Source organism: Tunturiibacter empetritectus (assembly GCF_014201375.1).
GTDB classification, from domain to species: Bacteria; Acidobacteriota; Terriglobia; order Terriglobales; family Acidobacteriaceae; genus Edaphobacter; species Edaphobacter lichenicola_D.
Genome location: NZ_JACHDZ010000001.1, coordinates 752,004 through 776,314, shown reverse-complemented (window position 1 = coordinate 776,314; position 24,311 = coordinate 752,004). Strand labels below are relative to the sequence as shown.

At 57.6% G+C, this 24,311-nt stretch carries 18 protein-coding genes and 1 tRNA gene; 9 read left to right on the top strand and 10 right to left on the bottom strand.

All coding sequences use genetic code 11. The annotated features are described in order from the left end of the window. Window positions 1-80: 80 nt before the first annotated feature. Together queA and HDF10_RS03345 are read right to left on the bottom strand one after the other, a co-directional pair. On the bottom strand, window positions 81-1,175 hold the full coding sequence (gene queA / locus HDF10_RS03350) for a tRNA preQ1(34) S-adenosylmethionine ribosyltransferase-isomerase QueA (RefSeq protein ID WP_183810420.1): 1,095 nt from the start codon (window positions 1,173-1,175) through the stop codon (window positions 81-83). Between the two features lie 108 nt (window positions 1,176-1,283). After that, complete coding sequence (locus tag HDF10_RS03345; protein ID WP_260177579.1) at window positions 1,284-2,027, bottom strand: lysophospholipid acyltransferase family protein; 744 nt, start codon at window positions 2,025-2,027, stop codon at window positions 1,284-1,286. Window positions 2,028-2,213: 186 nt separating this feature from the next. Between HDF10_RS03345 and HDF10_RS03340 the strand changes: the two genes are divergently transcribed. After that, window positions 2,214-3,701 carry a porin gene (locus HDF10_RS03340; RefSeq protein WP_183810418.1) on the top strand — a complete coding sequence of 496 codons (1,488 nt, stop codon included), beginning with the start codon at window positions 2,214-2,216 and terminating at the stop codon, window positions 3,699-3,701. Between the two features lie 184 nt (window positions 3,702-3,885). Here HDF10_RS03340 and HDF10_RS03335 read toward each other — a convergent pair whose 3' ends face one another. From HDF10_RS03335 to HDF10_RS03325, 3 genes are all read right to left on the bottom strand, one after another. Continuing rightward, window positions 3,886-5,130 (bottom strand): ABC transporter permease, encoded by a 1,245-nt coding sequence (locus HDF10_RS03335; protein WP_183810416.1) that lies wholly within the window; start codon window positions 5,128-5,130, stop codon window positions 3,886-3,888. Further along, window positions 5,123-6,064, bottom strand: a complete 942-nt coding sequence (locus HDF10_RS03330) for an ABC transporter ATP-binding protein (protein WP_183810414.1) — start codon at window positions 6,062-6,064, stop codon at window positions 5,123-5,125. Before HDF10_RS03330 ends, HDF10_RS03335 begins: the two co-directional genes overlap by 8 nt. A gap of 61 nt (window positions 6,065-6,125) precedes the next feature. After that, window positions 6,126-7,358: an MFS transporter gene (locus HDF10_RS03325; RefSeq protein ID WP_260177578.1), complete on the bottom strand. Its 1,233-nt coding sequence runs from the start codon at window positions 7,356-7,358 to the stop codon at window positions 6,126-6,128. 91 nt (window positions 7,359-7,449) lie between these two features. Here HDF10_RS03325 and HDF10_RS03320 point away from each other — a divergent pair, with 91 nt between their 5' ends. Continuing rightward, the gene (locus HDF10_RS03320; protein ID WP_183810405.1) at window positions 7,450-9,897 is read left to right on the top strand and encodes an ATP-dependent DNA helicase RecG; all 2,448 of its coding nucleotides are present in this window, start codon (window positions 7,450-7,452) and stop codon (window positions 9,895-9,897) included. Between the two features lie 51 nt (window positions 9,898-9,948). On the opposite strand, the gene HDF10_RS03315 is transcribed toward HDF10_RS03320, so the two are convergent. Next, a complete protein-coding gene (locus tag HDF10_RS03315; protein WP_183766300.1) occupies window positions 9,949-10,398 on the bottom strand; it encodes a response regulator in 450 nt (149 codons plus the stop codon). A gap of 661 nt (window positions 10,399-11,059) precedes the next feature. Next, window positions 11,060-12,028 carry a PhzF family phenazine biosynthesis protein gene (locus HDF10_RS03310; protein WP_183810403.1) on the bottom strand — a complete coding sequence of 323 codons (969 nt, stop codon included), beginning with the start codon at window positions 12,026-12,028 and terminating at the stop codon, window positions 11,060-11,062. A 325-nt stretch (window positions 12,029-12,353) separates the two neighbouring features. On the opposite strand from HDF10_RS03310, the gene HDF10_RS03305 reads away from it, so the two are divergent. Together HDF10_RS03305 and HDF10_RS03300 are read left to right on the top strand one after the other, a co-directional pair. Beyond that, entirely contained in the window at window positions 12,354-13,010 is a 657-nt protein-coding gene (locus HDF10_RS03305; protein ID WP_183810401.1) for a peroxiredoxin, read from the top strand. A gap of 46 nt (window positions 13,011-13,056) precedes the next feature. Further along, window positions 13,057-13,132 (top strand) — tRNA-Cys (locus HDF10_RS03300). 307 nt (window positions 13,133-13,439) lie between these two features. On the opposite strand, the gene HDF10_RS03295 is transcribed toward HDF10_RS03300, so the two are convergent. Both HDF10_RS03295 and HDF10_RS03290 read right to left on the bottom strand, forming a co-directional pair. Next, complete coding sequence (locus tag HDF10_RS03295; protein ID WP_183810399.1) at window positions 13,440-15,122, bottom strand: patatin-like phospholipase family protein; 1,683 nt, start codon at window positions 15,120-15,122, stop codon at window positions 13,440-13,442. Window positions 15,123-15,386: 264 nt separating this feature from the next. Then, the gene (locus HDF10_RS03290) at window positions 15,387-16,520 is read right to left on the bottom strand and encodes an alpha/beta hydrolase (protein ID WP_183810397.1); all 1,134 of its coding nucleotides are present in this window, start codon (window positions 16,518-16,520) and stop codon (window positions 15,387-15,389) included. A gap of 139 nt (window positions 16,521-16,659) precedes the next feature. Here HDF10_RS03290 and HDF10_RS03285 point away from each other — a divergent pair, with 139 nt between their 5' ends. From HDF10_RS03285 to HDF10_RS03265, 5 genes are all read left to right on the top strand, one after another. After that, on the top strand, window positions 16,660-17,136 hold the full coding sequence (locus tag HDF10_RS03285) for a nuclear transport factor 2 family protein (RefSeq protein WP_183810395.1): 477 nt from the start codon (window positions 16,660-16,662) through the stop codon (window positions 17,134-17,136). A gap of 218 nt (window positions 17,137-17,354) precedes the next feature. Next, complete coding sequence (locus HDF10_RS03280) at window positions 17,355-17,819, top strand: DUF4126 family protein (RefSeq protein ID WP_183810393.1); 465 nt, start codon at window positions 17,355-17,357, stop codon at window positions 17,817-17,819. Beyond that, entirely contained in the window at window positions 17,816-19,195 is a 1,380-nt protein-coding gene (locus HDF10_RS03275; RefSeq protein ID WP_183810391.1) for an FAD-containing oxidoreductase, read from the top strand. Before HDF10_RS03280 ends, HDF10_RS03275 begins: the two co-directional genes overlap by 4 nt. Window positions 19,196-19,244: 49 nt before the next feature. Continuing rightward, window positions 19,245-19,667 (top strand): TOBE domain-containing protein, encoded by a 423-nt coding sequence (locus HDF10_RS03270; RefSeq protein ID WP_183810389.1) that lies wholly within the window; start codon window positions 19,245-19,247, stop codon window positions 19,665-19,667. Window positions 19,668-19,848: 181 nt separating this feature from the next. Then, window positions 19,849-23,184: a carboxypeptidase-like regulatory domain-containing protein gene (locus HDF10_RS03265; protein ID WP_183810387.1), complete on the top strand. Its 3,336-nt coding sequence runs from the start codon at window positions 19,849-19,851 to the stop codon at window positions 23,182-23,184. A gap of 158 nt (window positions 23,185-23,342) precedes the next feature. Here HDF10_RS03265 and HDF10_RS03260 read toward each other — a convergent pair whose 3' ends face one another. Then, the gene (locus tag HDF10_RS03260; protein WP_221271387.1) at window positions 23,343-24,161 is read right to left on the bottom strand and encodes a tetratricopeptide repeat protein; all 819 of its coding nucleotides are present in this window, start codon (window positions 24,159-24,161) and stop codon (window positions 23,343-23,345) included. Window positions 24,162-24,311 lie beyond the last annotated feature (150 nt).

The following is a 24,311-nucleotide window of genomic DNA, read 5'->3' as shown; positions in this document are numbered from 1 at the left end:
AAATCCCCTGCAAAAACCACTTTAAGGCGCAAGAAACCATCCCCATTTTTTCGATCCGGAACCGTCTTCAGGAAGGGAGCCTAAAGAAGAAGCATGCAGTCGCCATAACTGAAAAAGCGGTACCTCTGCTCAACGGCATGAGCGTAAGCAGCAAGCACTCCTTCCCTTCCATCAGCTCCCCCTGCAAAGGCGCTGACCAGCATAAGCAACGTGGATTGTGGAAGATGGAAGTTTGTCAGGAGACCGCTCACAATCTTGAACCTATAGCCAGGACTGATGAAGATGCTCGTCTGACCCGAGTGAGGTTCGAGAAAGTTTCCTGCAGACATATGGGCGCAATGTTCAAGCGTACGGGTCGTGGTCGTGCCAGCTGCGATGATGCGGCGGCCTTCGCTAAGAGCGGAGTTGATGGCCTCTGCGGTCGTCGCAGGAAGCGTGTAGTGTTCGGCGTGGAGGCGGATGTCTTCCAGCTTTTCAGCCCGGACTGGTTGAAAGGTTCCTAATCCCACGTGGAGGGTGAGGGTTTCAACCTGGATGTTGTTTCGTTTCAGTTGGTTGAGGATCTCAGGGGTGAAGTGGAGGCCGGCGGTGGGGGCGGCGGCGCTGCCGGATTCTTGGGAGAAGACTGTCTGGTAGCGGTCGCGATCGGCCTCGCTGTCCTCGCGGTGAATGTACGGGGGGAGCGGCATGTGGCCTATTTTGTTGAGGATGGCGTGGAAGTCTAGCACGGGGGAGAAACGGAGGGCGCGTTCGCCGAACTTGGAGGCGGAGATAATTTCCGCTTCCAGCAAGGGTTTTGCTTCGTTAGGGGCGTGGAAGAGGAGGCGTTCGCCGGGCTGGATCTTGCGGCTGGGGCGGACTAATGCCGTCCAATCATTTGGGGCAAGTTGTTGTGTGAGCAGGACTTCGATGCGGCCTGTGGGGTCGGGCGAGTTTTGTTGGGTTTGTTGGCTGCGGGCGCGGGTGGCGTAGAGGCGCGCCGGTAAGACGCGGCTGTCATTGAGGATGAGGAGGTCGCCGGGGCTGAGGATTTGGGGGATGTTTCGAAAAAAATTGTCGTGGTACCGGCCGGTGGTCCGGTCGAAGAGGAGCATGCGGCTGGAGCCGCGAATCGCCGGTGGGGACTGGGCTATCAGCTCTTCGGGGAGGTCGAAATTGAAGTCGGATACGAGCAATCTATGTCAATTTTAGCGGTGAAATCGTGGTGAGTTGTGTGGTGAAACGCGGTGACGATGTGGTGTTTTGTGTGGTGAATTTTGACGACGAAAAATACGCCAACTTTTTCAACTTTTTTTCCGATTTTTTCCAGGATTGCTGATTCGAGACTCGGCCAGTTCGACGGCGCGATCGAGGGCGGCCTGAACGGCTTCCTCGTTGGCGGTCGTCAGAAGGGGCCAGCCTATGAAGACCCGTGAGAACGGCTTGGGGATGAAAAAGCGGTCCCAGGAGCGAAGCTGCCAGGCTCGCTCAGGGAGGACGTAGAAGGTTCCGACTCGGCTGTCGGCGAGTTGGGCGAGCTGGGTGACGCCGGGTTTGGCGACCATGGCGGGACCGCGCGGGCCGTCGGCGGTGATGGCGCAGTAGTGGCCGTCCAGGTAGGCCTTATGCATGTTCCGCAGGCCTAGGGAGCCTGACCGTGAACTGGAGCCTCGTATAGCCATGTAGCCGAGGCGCTCTACGGTGCGGGCGATCAGTTCGCCGTCGAAGCTGGGGCTAATGAGGATGGCGATGTCGTGGTTGCGGAAGTGCCAGGCGCTGGTGAGCAGGCAGCGGTGCCAGAAGGCGTAGACGGCTGGGGGTGGGGCGTCGAAGCCAAGGGGGGCGCCGGGGTCGCGGACGTCTTCGAAGCGGAGGGTCATGCCGAGGAGGCGGATGGTCGCGCTCGCGAGGCGGGGGACGATGGCGAGGGCGAGGCGTTGTTTGAGGGTGTAGGTGGAGGCCACTTCGTTCAGTTTACCTGCCTGTCCTGCCGGGCGTTCGCACGCCTTTTTAGAGCTTCGCGTGGTCCTCCCGTTGGTCGGAATCAATCTTCCCTCGCGACCAACGGGAGCGCCGAGCGAAGCGGTATACGCGTCACGAAGTGACCGCCCTCCGCGCAGGAGGCCCGTCCGGCTGGACAGATCCCCAGAAAAAGACTCAAGAAGAAGTCCGGCCCTTTACGATCAATTTACCGCAAACGTGATTTGCTTAATGCGCTTGTGAGAGGGCTGCCTATGCGTTGCTTCAATCGACTCCTCCTTTTCTCTCTTGTTTTGTCGTCAGGGTTTGAATCGAGCGCGCGGACAGCGACGGCTGCTCCTACCAACGCTGACGTTGAGGAGCTACGACAGACGGTGCACGATCTGGCGCTGCGGGTAAGCGCGCTGGAGGCAGAGCTGCACAAGGAACGGCCAGTTGCGACGACAGAGGTGGCGACGCTGAGGCCGGCGGTTCTGATCGGCCCTGCTGCAGAAGTCCGAAGCAGTGTGGAGAGCGTGTCGAGCAGCAGCGTAGCGTCTGTTCCGGCGTCGGCAGCAGTGAGTCACCAAGCCACTTCAACACCAGCTTCTCCTGTGGCTTCGATCCTGCCAACACAACTGCCCGGCGGCGCAACGCTGAACTACACCTTCGACGGGTACTACGATTACGACTTCAATCATCCGATTGGGCGGGTTCAGTATCTACGGACCTACGACGTGCTGAGCAATGCGTTCAGCATCAATCAGGCTGACGTCGTGTTTGCGCGCGACCCTGATGTTGCGGCGGGGAGGCGGTACGGAGTTCGGTTGGATCTGCAGTTTGGACAGGCGACGGAGACGCTGCAGGGGAGTCCGCAGAATGAGCCGCGACCGGATATCTACCGGAATATCTTTCAGGTGTATGGAACGTATGTCGTTCCGCTGGGGAAGGGACTGACGGTAGATGTGGGCAAGTGGGCGAGCTCGCTGGGAATCGAAGGCAACTATACGAAAGACCAGGTGAACTACTCGCGGTCGTTCTTCTTCGACTATCTGCCGTTCTATCATGCTGGCGTCCGGAGCAGCTACAAGGTGAACGACAAGCTGGCGGTGAACTACTGGCTGGTGAATGGAACCGATCAGTCTGAGCCTACGAACTCGTTCAAGGACGAACTGTTCGGATTCACGGCGCAACCTGTAAAGAGTGTGCTTTGGAACTTCAACTACTACCTTGGACAAGACCATCCGGATGCTGCGCCGGCTATGAACTGCACTACGCCGGTACAGCCTGGGCTGTGCCTGAAGGCGATTACTCCTGCTCCGGATGGCAAGCAGCATATCTTCGACAGCTACGTGACGTGGAACGCTACGCCGAAGCTGGCGCTCTCGCTTGAAGGGGACTATTTAATCTCGCGGGAGTGGGCGAATGCTGCGCCTGGTGAGTCTTCCGCGCCTGCGCATGTGGATGGCGGGGCGGCTTATGCACGGTATCAGCTGACGCCGAAGATGGCTCTGGGCGGACGGACCGAGTACTTGTCGGATCGTGGAGGACTCTTCAGCGGGACGACTCAGGCGCTGAAGGAGTTTACGGGGACTTATGAGTACAAGTTCGGCGAAGGATTTTTGACTCGTGTGGAGTATCGAAGGGACTGGAGCAATGTTCCGTTCTTTTTGACGAACAAGCCTGGGGTGTTGTCGACGGATCAGCCTACGCTGACTATGGGTATGGTTTGGTGGGTTGGTGGGAAGACCGGGGCTTGGTGAGATGAGACTCACATGTCTTGCGGGACGGGCCCACTGCGCTTGCCACCCCACGAACGAAGACCTGTTCGTGGGGACCCCGATGCGGGCGGTCACTTCGTGACGTATATACCTTGTTTGGGCGAGGCTTGCTGCTTCGGTCCTCCCGTTGGTCGGAAACGGGCTGACCTTTTGTCGGAACAGACGACTAGCTGTACCTTAGCCAGCGTAGGATCTCGGGGAGGTTGGGCTTCTTGCCGTACATGAGAATGCCGACGCGATAGATGCGGCTCGCAACCCAGAGGATGGCAAGGATCGTCAGGCTCATGAGCACGAACGAGAGACCGATCTGCCAGGGTGGAACTGTGGTGAGGGAGATGCGAAAGTTCATCAGGAGAGGGCTGCAGAAGGGGATGAGGGAGACGATCTGGGCGAGGGTGGAGTTGGGTGCGCGCACGATGACGAAGATCATGAGGAAACAAAACGCTAGCGGGATAACAAGGAACATATTGAGCTGCTGGAGCTCCTGCTCGGAGTTCGTCATGGCCCCTAGAGCGGCCGCGATGCTGGAGTAGACCAGAAAGCCAAAGATGAAGTAGGCGACGAAGAAGAAGATCTGCGTGGCGCTGATGAGCGCATGGCCGCTGCCGATGAGGCCGGTTGCGAGCGAGGTTGAACCTAGTGCAGCGGCGGCCAGCATCCAGACGCCAACCTGCGTGATGCCGACGGCGCCGACGCCGAGGATCTTGCCGGCGAGCATCTCGTCGGGCCTGATGGTGGAGAGCATGACCTCGAAGACGCGGCTGCTCTTTTCTTCGATGATGGAGCGCGCGGTGTTCATGCCGTAAAGCATGATGACCATGTACATGAGGAAGAAGAGGAGATAGGCGGCACCGAAGGCGGCGCGGCTGTCGCCGGTCTTGCTGGTGTCGATGACGACGGGAGCCATGAGGGCCGCGATGTCCGACGACCCCATGCCCTGGCGGCCTAGGCCTTCGCGGGTGAGGACGTTTTGGATTGCGGTGGAGAGTAAGTCTTCGGTGCTGATGTCGCCGGCTGAGCGGGGAATGTAGGTGAAGGTGGGACGAGCGTTTGGCTGTGGGGCCGGCGTGACGACGAGATAGCCCGTGAGGTCTCCGGATTTGCTCTGCAGATTGCGGTCGAGGTTGGCGCGGATCTCGTCGGTGTTGGATGCGGAGGTTGGGGTGAGAACTTCGACCGTCATGCCACTGTTTTTTCCGGTCTGGAGTTCGTGCCTAAGGTCGGCGGAGAAGGAGGAGTCGGTCGAGACGATGGCAATGTGGGCGGAGGATCTTGTGCGAGAGGCGAGATAGCCGCTGCCAAAGACAAAGGCTCCCATGAAGAGCGGAATGAGAATGGTGGCGATGAGAAAGGCCCTGGTGCGGATGCGCTCGAGGTACTCGCGTTTGGCGATGAGCCAGATGTTATGCATGAACTTTTTCTCCAGCCGGGATACCGGTTTCCTCGGAGACCTTTTCGATGAAGATCTCTTCGAGTGTCGGCTCCATGACTTCGAAGCGGGTGATGCGGGCGCCGGTGCGGATGGCTTCGGCGAGGAGGGATTGGGCGTCGGCTCCGTCGTCTCCTGAGGTGCGGAGGCGGATTTCGGCGTGGCCGCCGTAGTTCTTGGCGGAGTGGATGGCGGGGTGGTTGAGGAAGGAGTCGTTGCCGGTGAAGTTGATGAGGACGCGGTTTGCGGGGTAGCGGGACTTGATCTCGCGCATGGAACCGGAGAGGACGAGGTGGCTGTTGTGGATGAGGCAGATGTTGTCGCAGATCTTTTCGACCTGATCCATGCGGTGGGTGGAGAAAAGAATGGTGCGGCCCTGTTTGCGGAGGTCGACGAGAGTGTCCATCAGGAGGACAGCGTTGACGGGGTCGAGGCCGCTGAAGGGCTCGTCCATGATGATGAGCTCTGGCTCGTGGAGGAGGGTGGAGATGAACTGGATCTTTTGCTGCATGCCCTTGGAGAGTTCTTCGGTCTTCTTGTCGATGGATGGGGTGATGCCGAGGCGGTCGCACCAGTCGTGCGCTCGCTTGGATGCAATGGTGGCGTCTAGACCGCGGAGCTGGCCGAGGAAGATGAGTTGGTCCATGACCTTCATCTTTTTGTAGAGGCCGCGCTCTTCGGGGAGATAGCCGACGCGTTTGAGGAGGTCGCGGTTGAAGGGCTGGCCGAAGAGGCTGACGGTGCCGGAGTCGGGGACCGTGATGCCGATCATCATGCGGATGGAGGAGGTTTTGCCGGAGCCGTTGGGGCCGAGGAGGCCGAACATGCTGCCCGGCTCGACGGTGAAACTGAGGTCTGCTACGGCGATCTTGGTGTCGTAGGCCTTGCGGACATGTTGCAGTTCTACGATGGGCATGGGTTCTCGTGTATTCAGTTAATGCAAGTTTAGCAGGGGGTTTAGGTATCTTTGTGTGGGGTCAAAGTACGGATAGCTGCTCGGCGATACGGGCGTCGCGGTGTCTGCGATCGAGCCGGGCGGAGAGGATGGCGAGGATCAAGGTGATGAGGGTCACGATGATGCTGGCGAGAGGGAGTTGGCGGTAGGTGTAGCCGGCGGTGAGCATCATACCGCCGAGAGAGGCTCCGGTGGCGTTGCCGAAGTTGAAGGCTCCCTGGTTGAGGGTAGAAGCGAGGTTGGGGGCGGCGGCGGCCTGGTCGACGATGCGGGATTGGAGCGGGGCTCCGGCGGCGAACTGGATCGCTCCCCAGATGAGGATTGTGGCGATGGCGGGGATGACGTGGGGTTCGGCGTAATACAGCGCCAGGAGCGAGGCCAGAAGGGTGAGGAGAGCGCCGATGAGGAAGGCCATTGGGCGCCAGTCGCTGAGAGTGCCGCCGAGGAAGTTGCCTACGGTGATGCCGACGCCGAAGAGAAGAAGCGTGAGTGTGACGGCGTGGGGGGAGACCAGGGTTACGGCTTCGAGGGTTGGGGCGATGTAGGTGAAGACGCAGAAGAGCGAGGCGGAGGTAAGGACGCTCATGGCGAGGACGAGCAGGACTTGAGGCTTGCGGAGGACTCGGAACTCGTGGAGGAGACCGCCGGAGCCTGCCGCTTGCTTAGGGACCAGGAAGAAGACGGCAGTTGCGGCGAGGAGGCCTATGGGGACGATGGCCCAGAAGGCGAATCTCCAGCCGTAGGCCTGGCCCAGGGCGGTGCCAGCTGGAACTCCAAGGACGTTGGCGAGTGTTAGCCCGGAAAACATGAGCGCGATCGCCTGGGCGCGCTGGTTGCGGGGAACCAGATTTGCAGCGACGACGCTGCCGATGCCGAAGAAGGCTCCGTGGCAGAGGGCGGTAAGGACGCGGGCGGCGAAGAGGAGGTTGTAGGTGGGGGCTACGGCGCAGGCCAGGTTGCCCAGGGTGAAGACGCCCATGAGAAGAAGGAGGGCAAGTTTGCGCTCGAGGCGGGCGGTGGCGATGGCTACGATTGGCGCGCCGATGGTGACGGAGAGCGCGTAACCGGTGACGAGGACGCCTGCCTTGGGGATGCTGACGTGGAAGTCGTCGGCGAGGTTGGGCAGCAGGCCCATGATGATGAACTCGGAGGTGCCGATGCCGAAGGCGGCTACAGCAAGCGCCATCAGCGGCGTGTGCAGCAGGATGTTTTTGCGCTCGGCGGTCGTTACTGAGCTCGCTTCAGAGGCAGGCATTCTTTTATTGCAACATATCTGCTGTCAATACTGAAGGGCTGTTGTGGAGGTGCGGGAGTTGGCCACGGCTGGTTCTTGGTAGCATCGGTCTGTGCTGGAACTTTCTACACCTATCAAGTTTGTGAAGCTCGTGGGGGAGCGGATTGCGGTCGAGCTTGCCAAGCGCGGCGTCGAGACGGTCGAGGATCTGCTGTATCACCTGCCCTTTCGCTATGAGGATCGCCTGAACCCCGTGCCGATGAACGAACTGAAGGCGGGGACGATGGCATCAGTGATCGGCGAGGTGCGCGGGACGGTGCTGCTGCAGACGCGGAGCATGCCGTTGTTTGAGATGACAGTGGGGCAGGGACTCAGCACGGTGAAGTGCATGTGGTTTCGCGGGACATATCTGAGGGACAAGTTTCACGTGGGGCAGATGGTTGCGCTGTATGGCAAGCTTGAACCTTCGCGGAGCAGCGCGGGAAAGTTCAAGATGATTCAGCCGCAGTTTGAGATTCTGCCTTCGGGGGCCGGTGCGGATGCTGAGTTTTCCATGCTTGAGGTTGGGCGGATTGTGCCGGTGTATGAGTCGCTGGGGGGCACTACGGCGTGGGGAGCGAAGCTGGGATCGAAGTGGCTCAGGCGGGTGATCTGGGCTCTGTTTGAAGAACTTGAGGATGCTGGCAGCATACATCCCACCCATCGCGGTGAGACTGCGATGGATGGGGCACCCAGACTGCGTGGGCCGGGAGAGAACGGAGTGTCTGAGACGTTGCCAGGGGCGATGCTTAAGCGGCTGGAGTTTCCTGAGCGGCTGAAGGCGCTGCAGGCTGTGCATTTTCCTGAAGCCGGAACACCGATGGTGGAGTTGATGTCGGCGACGACGCCGGGACATCGGCGGTTGATCTTCGAAGAGTTCTTCTACCTCGAGCTGGGACTGGAGTTGAAGCGGCGGCGCATGAGGGAGCGCGAAGGCACTGCGTTCGTGACGAATGTGAAGGTGCGGGAGGCGATCAAGCAGGTGCTTCCCTTCCATCCGACTGCGGCGCAGAAGCGCGTGCTGGGCGAGATTGCGAGCGATATGCGCAGGCCGCAGCCAATGCGGCGATTGCTGCAGGGCGATGTGGGGTCAGGCAAGACGATCGTCGCGATGCAGGCTGCGCTGGTAGCTATTGAAAACGGCTACCAGACGGCTTTGATGGCACCGACGGAGATTCTGGCGACGCAGCACTATCTTTCCGCGAGGAAGCTGCTGGGTGATGTGCTGTCGCCGCGAACGGGAAGGCCTTATCGGGTGACCCTTCTGACGGGATCGCTGGATGAGGCGACGAAACGGGAGGCGCGTGGAAGAATCTTCCGCGGCGAGACCGATCTTGCGATTGGGACTCATGCGCTGATCGAGGATAAAGTCGACTTTGAAAACCTTGGCCTTGTGATTGTCGATGAACAGCACAGGTTCGGCGTGCAGCAGCGATTTCGATTGATGAAGAAGCCGGGTGCGCTCGATCCGGATGTACTGGTGATGACGGCTACGCCAATTCCGCGAACACTTGCGTTGACGTTGTACGGCGATCTTGACGCGAGTGTGATCGATGAACTGCCGCCGGGGCGCACTTCGGTTGTGACTAGACGAACGACAGAGGAACGGGCAGAAGACGTGTGGGCTTTTGTGCGCAAGCAGGTCGAGGCAGGACGGCAGGCGTATATCGTGTATCCGGTGATTGAAGGTGCGAAGGATGATCAACCAGAGTTGGATTTTCCGCAGGATGTTGAACCGGAGGAGGCGAGCGCAAGCGTAAAAGCAAAAGCAGATTCCTCCGCTGCGCTGCGGAATGACAACAAAGAAACAGCGGCGCGGAAGAAGGGGACGGCCGTGAAGGGCGGAAGTGCAAAGGCTACGCGCACGAAGTCTTCTGCGAAGACGGAGAAGTTGTTTGAGCCGAAGAGAGCGCTTCGAGCAGCGACGGATATGTATGAGGAGCTGCGGCTGGGGCCACTGACTGGACTACGACTTGGGCTGCTGCATGGGCGGTTGAGCGCGGACGACAAGGACGTGACGATGCGGCGGTTTCAGCGGGGAGACCTTGATGTGCTGATTGCGACGACGGTGATCGAAGTGGGCGTCGATGTTCCTAACGCTTCGGTGATGGTGATCGAACATGCCGAGCGGTTCGGGTTGGCGCAGATGCATCAGTTGCGCGGACGGGTTGGCCGTGGAGCGGCGAAGAGCTTCTGCGTGTTGATGACAGGCGGAAGGGTAAGCGAACAGGCTGAGGCCAGACTGGATGCGATGCTGCGCACGCAGAATGGGTTTGAACTGGCTGAGCTTGATCTGCAGCAACGCGGGCCAGGAGAGTTCTTTGGAACACGCCAGGCCGGTATGCCGGAGTTCAGGGTTGCGAATCTGATACGCGACCGTGCGCTGCTGGAGTTGGCCAAGACGGAGGCTGCGCGCTTTGCGTCGGAACCTGATCCATCCGTTTTGAGTGAAGAGAAGGACGCTGTGTGGGCGCGGTTGAAGATGCAGTGGCAGAGGAAGTATGGCTTGGTCGAGGCGTAATTTCTTTGAACCTCTGCTGCAGATTAGAGACCGCTCTTCGTTGCGAGATGCCTAGCTTGCCGTCGCGTGAGTGAAGGAACCAAGTTGTGGAGATTGCGATGTCGACGCAACGATGGCCTTCTTCGGGCCACGCTTGCGCGCTACGAGGACTCGGATACGTTCGATCATCTCCGCCGGGGACGAAGCGCCTTTAGGGAGGAAGACATCGGCGTGAACGGCTCGATCGAATGCGTTGACGGTGCCGGAGACGATCATCGCGGGCAAGCCGGGATGGAGTTGCTTGGCGCGGCGGACCAGTTCGTTGCCGTCCATCTGCGGCATGATGAGATCGCAGAGAATGAGGTCGAGTGTGCCAGGGAGATATTGATCGAGAACGGTGAGCGCCTCCTGCGCGCTGTGGGCAGCGATGACGCGATAGCCACGAGTCTCGAGGAGGAAGGTGCGGACGGAGAGAATTTGTTCATTGTCATCTACGCAGAGAATCGTTTTCTTGGGGCGCATGCAGTCTCTCTTCTGCCGGACACCACCTTCTGGTGGCTCGCGGCCGATGGGCCAGTCTGACGCGTCTGCTGGTTTGCAGACGGGCCGGTCTGGTGGTGTTCAAAACTTCCCCGTGGTTCGGCCGGATGCGGCTCTCAGCGCGTAGTGGGTCCGCTGCTCCGGAAGCGGAGAAGACGGAATGAGCAAGGCTCTCCTGTCTGCTCCACGAGGGATCAGGGCCATCTGTCCAGCGAGCGAAGCTGCCGAACCGCGGGGTGCGAGAGAGGCTGTAGGCCGGCGCAGGTTGCCACGCGGCTCCGAGAGCGCAGGGGATCCTTCTGCTGCGGATACAGTGAGTGTCGATGCCGGAGATGCTGGCATCGATCTCACTGCGCGTGCAGACAGTAAGATTGCGCTGGGGAGTCACGACTGCGGGGCAGTCGAGCTTCTCTCAACTCAAATTGTCAGAAAACAGGCGAAAGCAAATCATCTCCAACGACGCTTCCCTTTTGCAGGCAACGTCGTCGTCAACGCTTTCCAACAGTACGAATGAGTGGGTAACTTGGCAAGCGGCGAAGTTTGGGCGAAGACTCGCAATATTAGAGCTTGCACATCCACCGATCCTCGGAAGGGGCCGTATTCATTGGCGATTCATGATGGGCGCCTGTTGAAATCGAGTGCATCACGGCAGGAAAAAGCGTCCCGTTGCAACAGGAATGGTGCGGCCACCGACGAACACTTTTGTGACGATGCCGTCTTCGAGTGCGGCGCTGACATGAATGCGACTGGGACGAAGCATCTCGATTCCCTGCTCGATGACGATCTGCTGTCCGCTGGCAGCGAGTCCATGACGGACGAGGTAAGCGATGGTGCAGCCGGAGGCAGAGCCGGTCGCAGGATCTTCGCCGGAGTCGAACTGCATGCGTGCGTGCCATTGTGCTGCTGAGTTCTCATTAGCGGGAGCAATGCAGTGGAAGAACTTCGCGCCGACGCGGTCAAGAAACTGGCGAGCGCTTTGCGAACCAAGGATGTGCAGACGGCTGGCGACCTCGAGCGATCGCAAGGGTACGATGCAGTACGCCATGCCGGTGGAGATGACCTGCGCGGGGAGATGTGGGTCGAGGTCTTCGATGGAGAGATTGAGCGCACTGGCCAGGGCTGCGCGGTCGTCGGGAGTGCTGAGAGCTTTGCCAAAGGTTGGATCGTTCTGTCGCATAGTACCGAAGACTCCGAGCTCTTGAGGCTGTGGAGCCTGGAAGCGAACTGGGATTGGACCGATTCCCAGATCGAGAGTGATCTGCTCTGCGCCGCGAAGGGTTGGGTGATTCCAATAGAGCCAGCTGGCCGTGCCAAGGGTTGGGTGGCCGGCGAAGGGGACCTCTTCGATGGTGAGGAAGATGCGGACCTGGACGCCGCGTTCGCGCTCGATCTCCGGGGCTCGGGAAAGGATGAAGGTGGTTTCACTCAGGTTGGTCTCGCGGGCCAGGGCCTGCATCTCGTCGGAGGTGAGGCCGCGAGCGTCGGTGAAGATGGCAAGCGCGTTGCCTTCGAGAGGACGTTCGGCGAAGACGTCGACCTGGGCGAAGTCGAAGATGCGAGAGGTCGACGGGTGTGCTGTTGTCGACGCAACGGCGGGGCTGTCATTTGACATGGATGCTCCTCGGAAGTATCTTTTGAAAAGACCGCGATGGGGTGAACCGGCCTCATGCTAGCTTAGCTGGCTGCGGTACAAAACATATAGCGATGACGATGATGCCCAACTCGATGTCCACACTCTGCTGCTGTTGCTGTAGCCCAGTGTGGGTGTGTCGATGAGCTAATCGAAGCAGACCCTCTTCGAGGAGCACATAGACCCACCCAGAGCGAATAAGCCGGGTGGGTTTTCTACGTTGAGCATCAGAAGATCAGACCATGTTGGCGAGCAGTTCATTTAGGAATTGAAGGATTGGGTGAACCCCAAAGAAGGCGAATCGACCATGTCACTCCGCATCAACGATATTGCTCCCGATTTCACTGCCGAAACTACCCAGGGCACGATTCATTTCCATGAATGGATTGGTGACAATTGGGCCGTTCTCTTCTCGCACCCGAAGGACTTTACGCCAGTGTGTACCACCGAACTCGGCGCGGTGGCGAATCTGGAGGGCGACTTCGCCAAGCGTGGCGCCAAGGTGATCGGACTCAGTGTGGACCCGATCGTAAACCACGAGAGATGGGCCGCGGATATTGAGGAGGTGGGAGGCGCGAAGGTCAACTATCCGTTGATCGGCGACACGGAGCTGAAGATTGCGAAGCTCTATGACATGCTTGCGGCCGATGCGGGAGAGACTTCAGAGGGGCGAACTGCTGCGAACAACGCGCCGGTGCGCACTGTGTTTGTGATTGGCCCCGACAAAAGGATCAAGCTGACACTCGCGTATCCGATGACGACGGGTCGCAACTTCGATGAGATTATTCGCGTGCTCGACTCGATGCAGCTGACGACAAAACATAAGGTCGCGACGCCGGCGAACTGGAAGCAGGGCGAGGACGTCATCATCACTGGAGCAGTGTCGAATGAGGATGCCGATAAGATCTTCCCCGGTTACAAAACGGTGAAGCCTTACCTCCGCACGGTGGCACAACCGGAGTAGAGTTGGACAAGGTCTCCGCTATACTTCTGTTTTGTAGCGAGCAAGGGCACCGATGGCGAAGTGGCTAACGCGCTGGTCTGCAAAACCAGTATTCATGGGTTCAAATCCCATTCGGTGCTCCATAAAATTCAGCCACTCGACGAACAAAGACGGGTGATCGTGAGAGCCTGAGATATTCGCAGAGTTCTTTGAGATCTATATCCTCACCTTATAACCTTGCTGCGACGCTAGCCCTTGATGAAGATGTAGAGTTGACCGAAGCGGGGGATGTGGAGGCTAACATAGGACCTTTACTGTCCCTGCGCGTTTGCTTGCCCTCATTGAGTACGCCGGGCTCATCGATTAACATGCGGCTAACATGCGGCGGATGGTATTCGGGTCGAATCTCCACACCCAGTTCTAGCGGACCCCGACATAACCCACGCCACGCTACTCCCGGAACATATGATTCAAAATCGCATTCATCAGCGGTTCGATCACCACCACGTCCGCCGGATAAGACCAGAACCCAATCAGGTATCGCACCATCTCGCTGACGCGCTTCTTCACACCCTCGCGAAATTCTCTTTGCTCCTCGATCGACAGCTGCGCCAGTTGCAGCCCGTTCAGGGTGCTGTCGATAGGGTTCGTATGCTTCGGCGTATACCGTATCGGCCCAAGCTCTCCCGCTTCACTCATCACGGGATCGGTCAACACCATCCGCGCCACCATCCGTCCCCGGTCATAGTCATGCACGCGATACCGCTCATCGAAGAACCCCAGAAAGCCCGTCAGGTCCGCTCCTGCCAGCAACTCCTCGGAAACCGCGATTCCATATATCCGCATATAGTCACACTGTCCCAGATTCGCCGCCGTCTCAAACGCAAGCACCGTATCGCGAAACGCATCGGCGGCGTAGCTTCCTGGCCCCAGACTTGCAATCTCCTCCTTGTATTGGTGTCCAATCCGCCGCCTGGCCTCAGCCAGACTCTCTCTTCCGATTTTCGCGACCTGCCTCGTCCCCGTGCGCGTCGGCTGCGAAAACAACACCTTCAGCAAACCATCCGCGGTTCTCTTTAGGCTTCCGCTCTTGATTTCGCCTGAACGCAGCTTCTCTACCAGTTCGCTGGCACGAGCGTCCATGAGAGCAATCTGCTCATTCATCTCCACCGCTGTAATCCAGTCCTGAAACTCTGACTGACCTAGCAGTACCTTCGCCCACCGTTTCATCATCTGAAAGTAGTCTGCATTCACCTCACAAAAGCTCGAATCCGCGCTCGAAGTTCTCCCGTGCGGCGACACAAACAAATAGAACCGGCTGTCGTTGTACCAATGCCTGTCGATCTCATCCACCAGGTTTTTAGCCATACCCAACGGCTCGTTCTGCAGGATTCCGCCGTCGGTGTACGTAAACCTCGACGGATCATCCGTCCACGGTTCCAAGCCGTTTTTTGCGTAGTCCGCCCGCCGGCGGTCCATCTCCTTTGCGCGAAAGGCCAACGGATATGCCCCGCTTGCCACCGATGCGTCCGCCAACTCACGCCACACCTCCGGCTTATCGCTCCCGTCCACACTCACCACTCGTGTCATCTGGTCTTCATGCCGCGTGTAAATGAACTTCCCGCAAGGCTGCATGTCATAGCCGTAGTCCACGCCGTTTAGGTTCGTCAGCGTCATTCCGATGGAGATGGACCGCGCAGCAGCCAGGTGCGTTATGGGAGCTGGCCACTCTCCCGACGCATATCGTCCCAGTATCGTATCCTTTGCGATCCCCTCAACCACGTTCGACGAAAAGATCGAACGCAGCGGCGGCTCCACTTGGCCGGTCGTTTCGTCCACCGTCTTCAACAACCCCTCGAGGTCGATCCGTTTCACCCACACGTTGTACAGCGGATTGTCGTACGGATCGCGAAACTCATTGGCCGAGTACAACATCTTATGCGCCACAATCACGGCCGTCATCGCACCGGCCGAAGCACCCGTCATGACATCGATAAGAATCTTCTCGTCATCCGTCACCCCTTCGGCGGAGTTATGCTGATGAATTGCATCCAGTACCTCATACAGAACACCCGCCTCGTAACTCCCCAACGACACCGCACCCGCAATCGTAATAGCCAGCCGCTTCGGCATATCTCTCCTCGCAGCAGAATTAGAGCACCCTTCCGAACTGGAAACCATATACCTAATTGGTCATAGCCCCTTGGTGGTAACTACTGATTCTATTGATCAATATCACCCCGGCTCATCTTGTATCACCTGGCTTCGCTGGTCTGCAAAACCAGTATCATGAGTTCAAATCCCATTCGGCGCTCCATAAGATCGACCCTTTTGCGAGACTATCCTGTAGCGGTAGTCGCTAAACTATCCGCAACATTGGCGAGTCCTAAAAGTGAATCACGGCATCGCGGTGGGATAGCCCTGCCATAGATATTCCAGAGCCTCCGGTAGAGTCTGCTGTTTCACGGCCCGGTCGACGTGCCCGGCGTTGCGGGCAAAGACAAACTGGTAATGGTAGCCCTTTGCGGCCAGCACTTTGGCCATGTTCTCATTGGCGACGACCCAGTCGTGCATATTGTCACGCATGACATTTGGATTGAGAAGGTCCCTGTCGCCCACCTCCATCCAGATTCGCAGCGGCTTGACCGGGGAGTTCGGGATGAGGTGTTCATGAAACTCCCATGCGCCGTGAGGAGTTTTGGCGTTGTATGGCCATTGTTGATTCACGTACGTGCCCGAATAGGTTAGAACGCGGTGGTATAGCTCAGGGTGATACCAGGCCATGATGAGTGCGCACGAACCACCGGAGCTACCGCCCATCGTCGCGCGGCCGTCGGGATCTTTGGTCAATTTCACGTTGTATCTCTTCTCGACCAGGGGGACCACTTCTTTCTCGACGAACTCCGCATACAACCCTGACATAGTGTCGTATTCCAGGCCGCGTTCGCTGCCCTGAGCATCGCTCCCGCCATTGCTTATGGAGATGGCGATCATCACTGGCACTCGGCGCTCGGCGATCAAATTGTCCAGGGCCGTGAACAGCGCACGGTCGGGTCCATCTGTTCCGACGAGGAATGGCGCGACGCTGCCTGGAGCGTATTGTTTGGGGACGTAAACCGTCACTCGCCGAGTGTAGGAAGCGGGGTGGGTGCTTACCACCAGTTTGGCGGAGTCAGTGGGATCGACAGTGCCATAGGTACCGGCCTCCCGCGCGATGCCGGGATAGATCTTGCTGTCAGCGGAATCCATAGTGAACTCATACACCGTTCCCTGCGGCACTCCTTCGCGCGCAGTCATCTCCGGGGCCGGGTTGTGAGTGGGGCCAAGGATAAAGTTCCCATCGGCATTTGTGGGAGCATTGGTGCCGTCGGGCAACTCCCTGGCCGCGACATAACCAGACGTGTGTGGATCGCGTGTGGGTGGAGTAGGACGAACGGGGTGGCTTGCTACCGGCGGCGTTGGTGGCGCCTGGGCGATCGCCAGACTGACGCCCAGGCTGATCAGGAATACGACGCTCAAAAGACGGAACAATGAGGACTCCTTTTCTGGTTTCAGCTATATCTCATTCCTGACGCCAGGGACGTTGCTCTGCTTGCCTTTGCTCTGACCGTAATGCTTCACTAGTAGTTTATGGTTACCAAGCATCGGCGTAGCCTGAAGGAGCATAAATATGAGCAATGAATCGACAGTCGCGCTCGTCCCCCCGTTCACGCAGGAGACGGCAATCCTTAAAGTTCGCAAGGCCGAGGACGGCTGGAACTCGCGCGATCCTGAAAAGGTCTGCCTCGCTTATACGCTCGATAGCAAGTGGCGCAATCGCTCCGAGTTCGTCAACGGGCGAGAGCAGATCGTTCAGTTTCTCACTCGCAAATGGCAAAAAGAACTGGATTACCGGCTCATCAAGGAGTTATGGGCCTTTGGAGGCTCCCGCATCGCGGTCCGTTTTGCCTACGAGTCGCATGACGCATCTGGGCAGTGGTACCGTTCTTACGGCAATGAAAACTGGGAGTTCGACAAAGATGGGGCGATGCATCATCGTTATGCCTGCATCAACGATCTACCCATTAATGAGAGTGAGAGGCTCTTTCATTGGCCGCTCGGACGGCGTCCCGACGAGCACCCTGGACTTACGGAACTCGGACTGTAAAATTCGCTGAACTTTGATCGGCAGGCACAACTACTGCCCCCTCAAAGGGATTGGTGGCGATGTACGCTTTTGGGTCTTTCTTTTATCACGCTCCGGGCATATTCTCGGCCAACGACATTCCTTAAACAAACAGTCTATTCGTGGCTCACGATGCATTCGGCATCCGGGACGCCACCGCTCGACAAGTAAGATAGTTTTGGCCCACTACAGGAGCTTTCATGTTCATCATCGTGCTTGCGTTTTTGATTGGTATCGTCTCCGGGCTCCGCGCTCTGACCGCACCTGCAGCCGCAAGCTGGGCAGCTCGTCTTGGTTTACTGCCGCTTCAAGGCACTCCTCTCGCCTTTTTGGGATACGCGGCTACACCCTACATCTTCACGGTCCTCGCTATTGGCGAGTTGATCAACGACAAACTCCCGAAGACGCCCAGCCGTAAGGTGCCTCCGCAGTTCATCTTCCGTGTTATCAGCGGAGCTTTCTCTGGAGCGGCAGTGGGAGCGGCACGGCAATCGCTGGTGCTCGGCCTTGTCGCCGGCGCCGTAGGTGCAGTCGCAGGCACACTTGGGGGTGCCGCGGTACGCACCAAACTGGCTGAGGTCTTTGGAAAAGATCTCCCCGCTGCTTTGCTTGAGGACGCCGTTGCGATCATACTTGCTATTGTGGTTGTGACAAGACTCGGATGAGACAAGACTTCGACGCAATTATTATCGGTGCGGGACAGGCAGGGCCATCGCTGGCAGGTCAACTCACGCAGGCCGGCTGGAAGGTCGCCTTCGTTGAGCGTAAGTTGTTCGGGGGCACATGCGTCAATGTTGGATGCACGCCCACCAAGGCTATGGTCGCAAGTGCCCATGCGGCACACATCGCACGCCGGGGGGACGACTTCGGAGTTGTGCGTCATGAGCCGGTTAGCGTGGACATGAAAAAAGTCCTGGCTCGCAAGGATGCGATCGTAATGAAGTCCCGGACGGGCGTTGAAAGCTGGCTGCGAGGCATGGAGCGGTGCACCGTCTTTACAGGAACAGCGCGCTTCGAATCTCCAAATGAGATTCGGGTTGGCGAGGAAGTGCTTCATGCTAAGAATATTTTTCTGAACGTTGGCGCGAGGCCAGCCGTGCCGAATATGCCCGGCGTTGGCGATGTTCCTTTTCTGACCAGCACGACCATCCTCGATCTTGATGAACTCCCGCAACATCTCATCGTCGTCGGAGGTAGCTACGTCGGGTTGGAGTTTGCGCAGATGTATCGCCGCTTCGGTGCTGAGGTAACGGTCGTCGAGCGCAAGTCGCGCCTCGTGCCCAACGAGGATGACGACATCTCTTCCGGCGTTCGGGAGATCCTGCAGTCCGAGGGGATTCAGCTTCGTCTCGACGCGAACTGTATCCAACTTGAAAACAATGGAGGAGAAGTAGCGGTTGGACTCGACTGCCTCGAGGGTCATCCTAAGGTCGTAGGATCGCGCATACTTCTGGCCGTTGGAAGGCAGCCAAACACGGACGATCTCGGACTGTCAGCCGCCGGCGTGCAGACCGATGAGCGCGGCTATATCACGGTAGACGACCAGCTCCGAACCTCTGTCTCGGGAATCTGGGCGCTCGGAGATTGTAACGGCAGAGGAGCTTTTACTCACACTTCTTACAACGACTTTGAGATCGTGGCTGATAACCTTCTCAAGAATGGCTCTCGGCGAGTGAGCGACCGTATCCCTGTGAGTGCCCTTTACATCGATCCTCCCATGGCGCAGGTTGGTCTTACCGAAAAGCAGGTACGCGAAAGTGGGCGCCCCGCTTTGATCGGAACTCGTCCAATGACAAAAGTTGGCCGTGCCGTGGAGAAGGGAGAGTCGCAGGGTTTCATGAAGGTGCTGGTGGATGCAGAGAGCAAGAAAATTCTGGGAGCCTCCATCCTGGGCACTGGTGGTGACGAAGCTATTCATTGCATCCTGAGCATGATGTACGCAGGCGCCCCGTATACAACCCTCTCACGCGCAGTTCACATTCATCCTACGGTTTCGGAGCTGATTCCTACGATGCTCCAATCGATGACACCGCTTCGGTGAAAAACCATTTAGGTGTCTTCGGCTTCGAAAAATGCTACAACTATAGGCCATGACGACTCGCCAATTGCTGACGCCTCGAGAAGCATCTCGCATGCTGGGTGTGAGCTACCCGACGATCAAACAATGGATCTTGAACGGGAAGTTGAAGACCGTTCAGACTCCCGGTGGTCATCATCGGTTGTCAGAAGCTGCTTTGAAGCCTTTTCTGACGAAAGACCAGATGAAGCCCGCTGCCGAATCACGTCAGCGGTATCGACGGGTCAGCGGTAGAAATCAACTTGTGGGCAAGGTTGTGAGCATCCACATAGAAGGCCTTCTCGCCGAGGTTGTTCTCTCTGTAGGAGACGCACATGTGACTGCGATCATCACTGCGAACGCGGTTCGCGAGCTTCAGTTGAAGAAAGGCGATCTTGCTGCTGCTCTCATTAAATCGACAGATGTAATGATTGAGCGCCTCGACGATCCTTCGTAAAATGCACCAGACAGTTTGTCGATGCGTGGGCGAATCGTTTGACTATACGATTTGAATCGACTAGCTTCGTAATATTCGAGTTGAACACCGTGCGGGGAGGCCAGGCTCGGCTCGACTGTTCGCGCTAATCCTTAGGACCACCGGACGCACCTCAAAAGCTGCGTTTCCAGGAGCGGGTTTCATGAAGCTTCATCGCCTTTTTTGCGCCCTTTTCCTTCCCGTCTTAATAGATGGAGCGATAGCCTCCGCTCAAATCGCAGCGGATTTGAAGGGCCGCGTTCTCGATCCCTCGGGCGCCTCGATCGCAAATGCTCCGGTTGAATTAGTCGAGTCTTCGACAAATCTGCATCGGTCTACGACCACCTCCAGTTCGGGCGATTATCTTTTTATCCATCTCAATCCAGGCTCTTATCGTGTGGAGGTAAAGGCGCCTGGGTTCAAGAGTCTGGATCGTGAGGGTGTCACTGTCATTGTCGGACAGACCGTGAGCCTTGATCTCACGCTGAGTCCTGGAGGCGATCAACAGACTGTGACCGTCAACAGCGATGCTCCTCTCCTACAGGCAGAGACCAGCAACATTCAGACCAATATCACTGGTGCCATAGTTGCCGCTATTCCGCTCAACACACGGAATTTCATTCAACTAGCGACATTGGCTCCGGGTGTCGAACTGCCTCCCGGAACCTTGCTTCCCCGCATCAACGGCGGCCGTCCACGCACCAATGAATACCTCTACGACGGCATCTCGGCGCTGCAACCCGAGCCGGGTCAGGTCGCCTTCTTTCCTATCCTCGATGATGTTGCGGAGTTCACCATCGAAGCCAACAATGTGCCTGCGGAGTTTGGCCGTTTCAACGGCGGCGTGGTCAACGTCGCGACCCGGTCGGGCTCCAACGACATACACGGAAGCCTCTTTGAATATCTTCGCAACGAGGATCTTAATGCCCGCAACTATTTCGCACCAGCGGGACGCAAACCTGAGTACCGCCGCAACCTTTACGGGGCTACACTCGGGGCGCCCATTCTTTACGACCGCCTCTTTTTCTTTGGCGACTACCAGGGAGTAAAGCAGCTTATCGGCCGCACCCTCACCTCCACAATTCCTACCAACAATGAGCGCAAAGGTATCTTCACTGGCGTCTCAAAGATCTACAACCCGGCTACGACCACTATCGTCAACGGGAAAAATGTTCGCCAGGAGTTTCCCGGCGACGTTATTAACATACCGCTCGACCCCGCAGCCGAAGCACTCCTTGCACGCTTCCCAATCCCCACCAATGGCAACGCCGCCAACAACTACAGCCGCACAGCGAATGATGCCGATCATCAGAACCAGTTCGACGTACGCATCGATGGAGCTTACGGAGTTCGCGACCACGCCTTTGGCCGCTACACGTATTACAACGAAGTTGAGCAGCCCGTTACCCCTTTGCCTGATGGCAGTGGTTTGATCAGTGGAGCAGCACTCGGAACGGGGGGCGTACCGGGACTTTCCTATGTGCGTGGACAGCAAGCCGTCGCCAACGAGGCTCATATCTTCTCCCCACGTCTGGTCAACAATCTCACTGGTGGGTACACTCGCCGCAGCAACAATATTATTGGCCCTGATCTCACCGACACTGCCTCAGCCGCACTTGGCATTCCAGGCATCCCCACCAACGCAGCGTTCAATAACGCCCTTCCGCTGTTTACCTTCACTGGCTTCCAGCAGCTTGGCCCCTCCGCGAGCACCTTCGCGAACTTCCAGACGTCGGTTTGGCAGGTAGTCGACACGGCTGTCTACACCCGCGGCGCACATGCCATTAAAGCCGGTATCGATTTTCGCTGGTATCAGCTGAATACGGTATCGCCTCCCAATCCGACGGGCTCCTTCGCCTTCACCACCACCGGAACCAACCAACAAGGCGTAACAAACAGCGGCAACTCCATTGCCAGCTTTCTTCTTGGCCAAGTTGATACCTTCCAAATTGATCTTCAACAGGCCAAGATTCGCCCTCGCGACTATATTGAAGAATATTTTTTACAAGACGACTGGAAGGCTTCCAACCGCTTGACTCTCAACATCGGGGCGCGCTGGACTCTGCATCATCCTTCTACTGAAAAGAACAATCAGGGCGCTGTCTTCAATCTCGCTACGCAACAGCTTGACTATGTCGGCGTCGATGGCAATTCGCGAAGCGCCCGTGAACTCCACTACGACAATGTCGCTCCGCGGCTGGGGTTCACCTATCTCGCGACTGAGAAGACTGTCGTCCGTTCGGGCTTCGGAATCGTCTTCATTGACCAGTCCGGAATCACGACGCCTTTCACTGTTCCCCAGTTCCCTTTCATTCAGAGCGTATCGCAGAAGACACAAGACAGTGTGAACGCAGCCTTTGCGCTCTCGCACGGGCCTTCCGTTGCCCCCATTCCGCTCAGTCCTAATGCCGGTCTTGGCCAGAGCGTGTACACCGCCGATCGTACCGCCGGTTCGGGTTATGTGCAGCAATGGAACGTCGCTGTCCAGCGCGCAGTGACCAACAATCTGTCGGTTGAAGTTGCATACGTCGGATCGAACATCATTCATGTCGGTATCCCCGACTCGAATCTTAACCAGCTCACGGCCGATCAGCTGGCGCAAGGCTCTTCGTTGTTAACCCCAGTCACAAATCCTTACTTCGGCCAACTCCCCCCATCTAGTTCCCTCAATACGAAGACCATATCCGCCGCGCAGCTCATCAAGCCCTATCCCCGCTTCCAAAACGTTGCGACGTACCGCCATAACTCGGGAACCACGAACTATAACGCAATTGAGGTCAAGGCTGAACAGCGTCTCTTTCGCGGCATCTCCTTCCTCTTCGCCTATACTCACTCCAAACTCATTGACGATGCGTCTTCTGTCTTCTCCTCTACCGTTCTCTCCTCACCCAACACAAGCTCTCTTATCGCAGCAGACACCTTCCGCCCTTATCTGGAGCGCGACTCCTCGAGCGGCGATATGCCGAATGTAACCTCATTCAGCGGCATCTACGATCTGCCAGCCGGACGCAACCACCGATTCGCTGCAACAGGTGTGGGCAATGCACTGCTCGGAGGCTGGAGCTTGAATACCATCCTGTCGCTGCAGTCGGGGATTCCGGTCACCGTTACGCAGGCCACCAATAACAACTCTTTCGCTGGCTTTTCACTTCAACGTCCCAATATTGTCGGCAATCCTAAGCTCTCAGGCAACCAGCGATCCCCCGCCCATTACTTCAACACAGCGGCATTCGCTACCGCTCCTCAGTTTGTTATCGGCAGCGCATCCCGCAACCCAGTACGTGGGCCCGCGTATCGCGACCTCGATCTCTCTCTCATCAAACGTACCCGACTGTTTGAAAAAGCTGATCTTGAGTTTCGCGCAGAGATGTTCAACCTCACCAACACGCCGGAGTTCTCGCAGCCCAATGGCAGCTTTGGTTCCGCTGCGTTCGGCACCATCACAACGACCACAACGGACCCCCGTGTGGTGCAATTCGCGATTCGACTAAGCAGATAGCCAACTTTCAGTGCACCCATGGAGCTCGCCCACAAACGAACTGTGTTCTAACGCTGCCAAGCTCCAGTCTTCGTAGAGAACTGTTTGCGAGAGATTCGAGCCTGGCACATGAGCGTGCAGAGGAGAGTTACGTGGAGACTACTGCACCGTGCCTGAAGCTATCTTTGGTTTTCGTCAGCGTTTTGGATGCTCTCTGCGATCTTGTATTCACGTGTTGCGTCTTCCTTGCGGCCTAAGGCATGGAAGGCCTGCCCCAGAAGCAAGTGGATGAGGTGATTGCTGGAATCCATATGTTCCGCACGCAACAGATAGTTAAGCGCCGTCAAGGCGTCATCACGTTTCAACAAAACTTGTCCGAGCAGAATATAAGGTCCAGTTGAATTTGGCTCCAGTAGAAGCGCGCAGTTCAACGCCTGCTGCGCATCTTCGTATCGCAGAGCTCGCAGGTATGCGTCGCCCAGACGTTCATACACCTCTCCGTCCATGGGGTTGATTGTCCGTTCGGCTTCAAATTCGACGACAGCTCCGGCGGCGTTTGAGCGCGACAGGGCGAGCTGTCCCAAGAGCAGATGAGCCAAGGGTAATCCTGGTTCGATTTGGAGTGCTTTGCGTGCCATCTGCTCGGACTCGGCAGGGTAGTTGCGGCGGAGCAGCATGCGTCCCAGGAATAAATAAGATGCCGCTGAGTCAGCTGAAATTTTGTATTGCTGAGCAAAGATGCGACGCGCATCCTCGTATCGATGCACCTCGAGATAACAGATCGCCAAAACATACGTTCCATCGGCGTTTACGCTGGCGATCGGACTGTTTGCGCGTTCGAGGAAAGGAATCGCTGCAGCCGATTGCCCCATGCGATACAAGGTTACGCCGCGCATCTGTATGGCTTGCAGATCGCTGCCATCCTGAAGTATGGCTTTTTCGAAGTCTGAATTCGCCACTGCAAAGTCGTTGCGCTGGTAATGAATCATTCCACGCATACGCTCTACTCCCGCTGGCTCGGGCTGTTGTGCTGCGAGTGAGTTCAATCGGACCTCGGCTTCGCTCAACTGTCCACGGGAGATTAGCCGTTGTGCTTCCTCAGTTGGGCTCAGATTATGCTGGGCCGAATCAGTTGAAGTATTTATGCC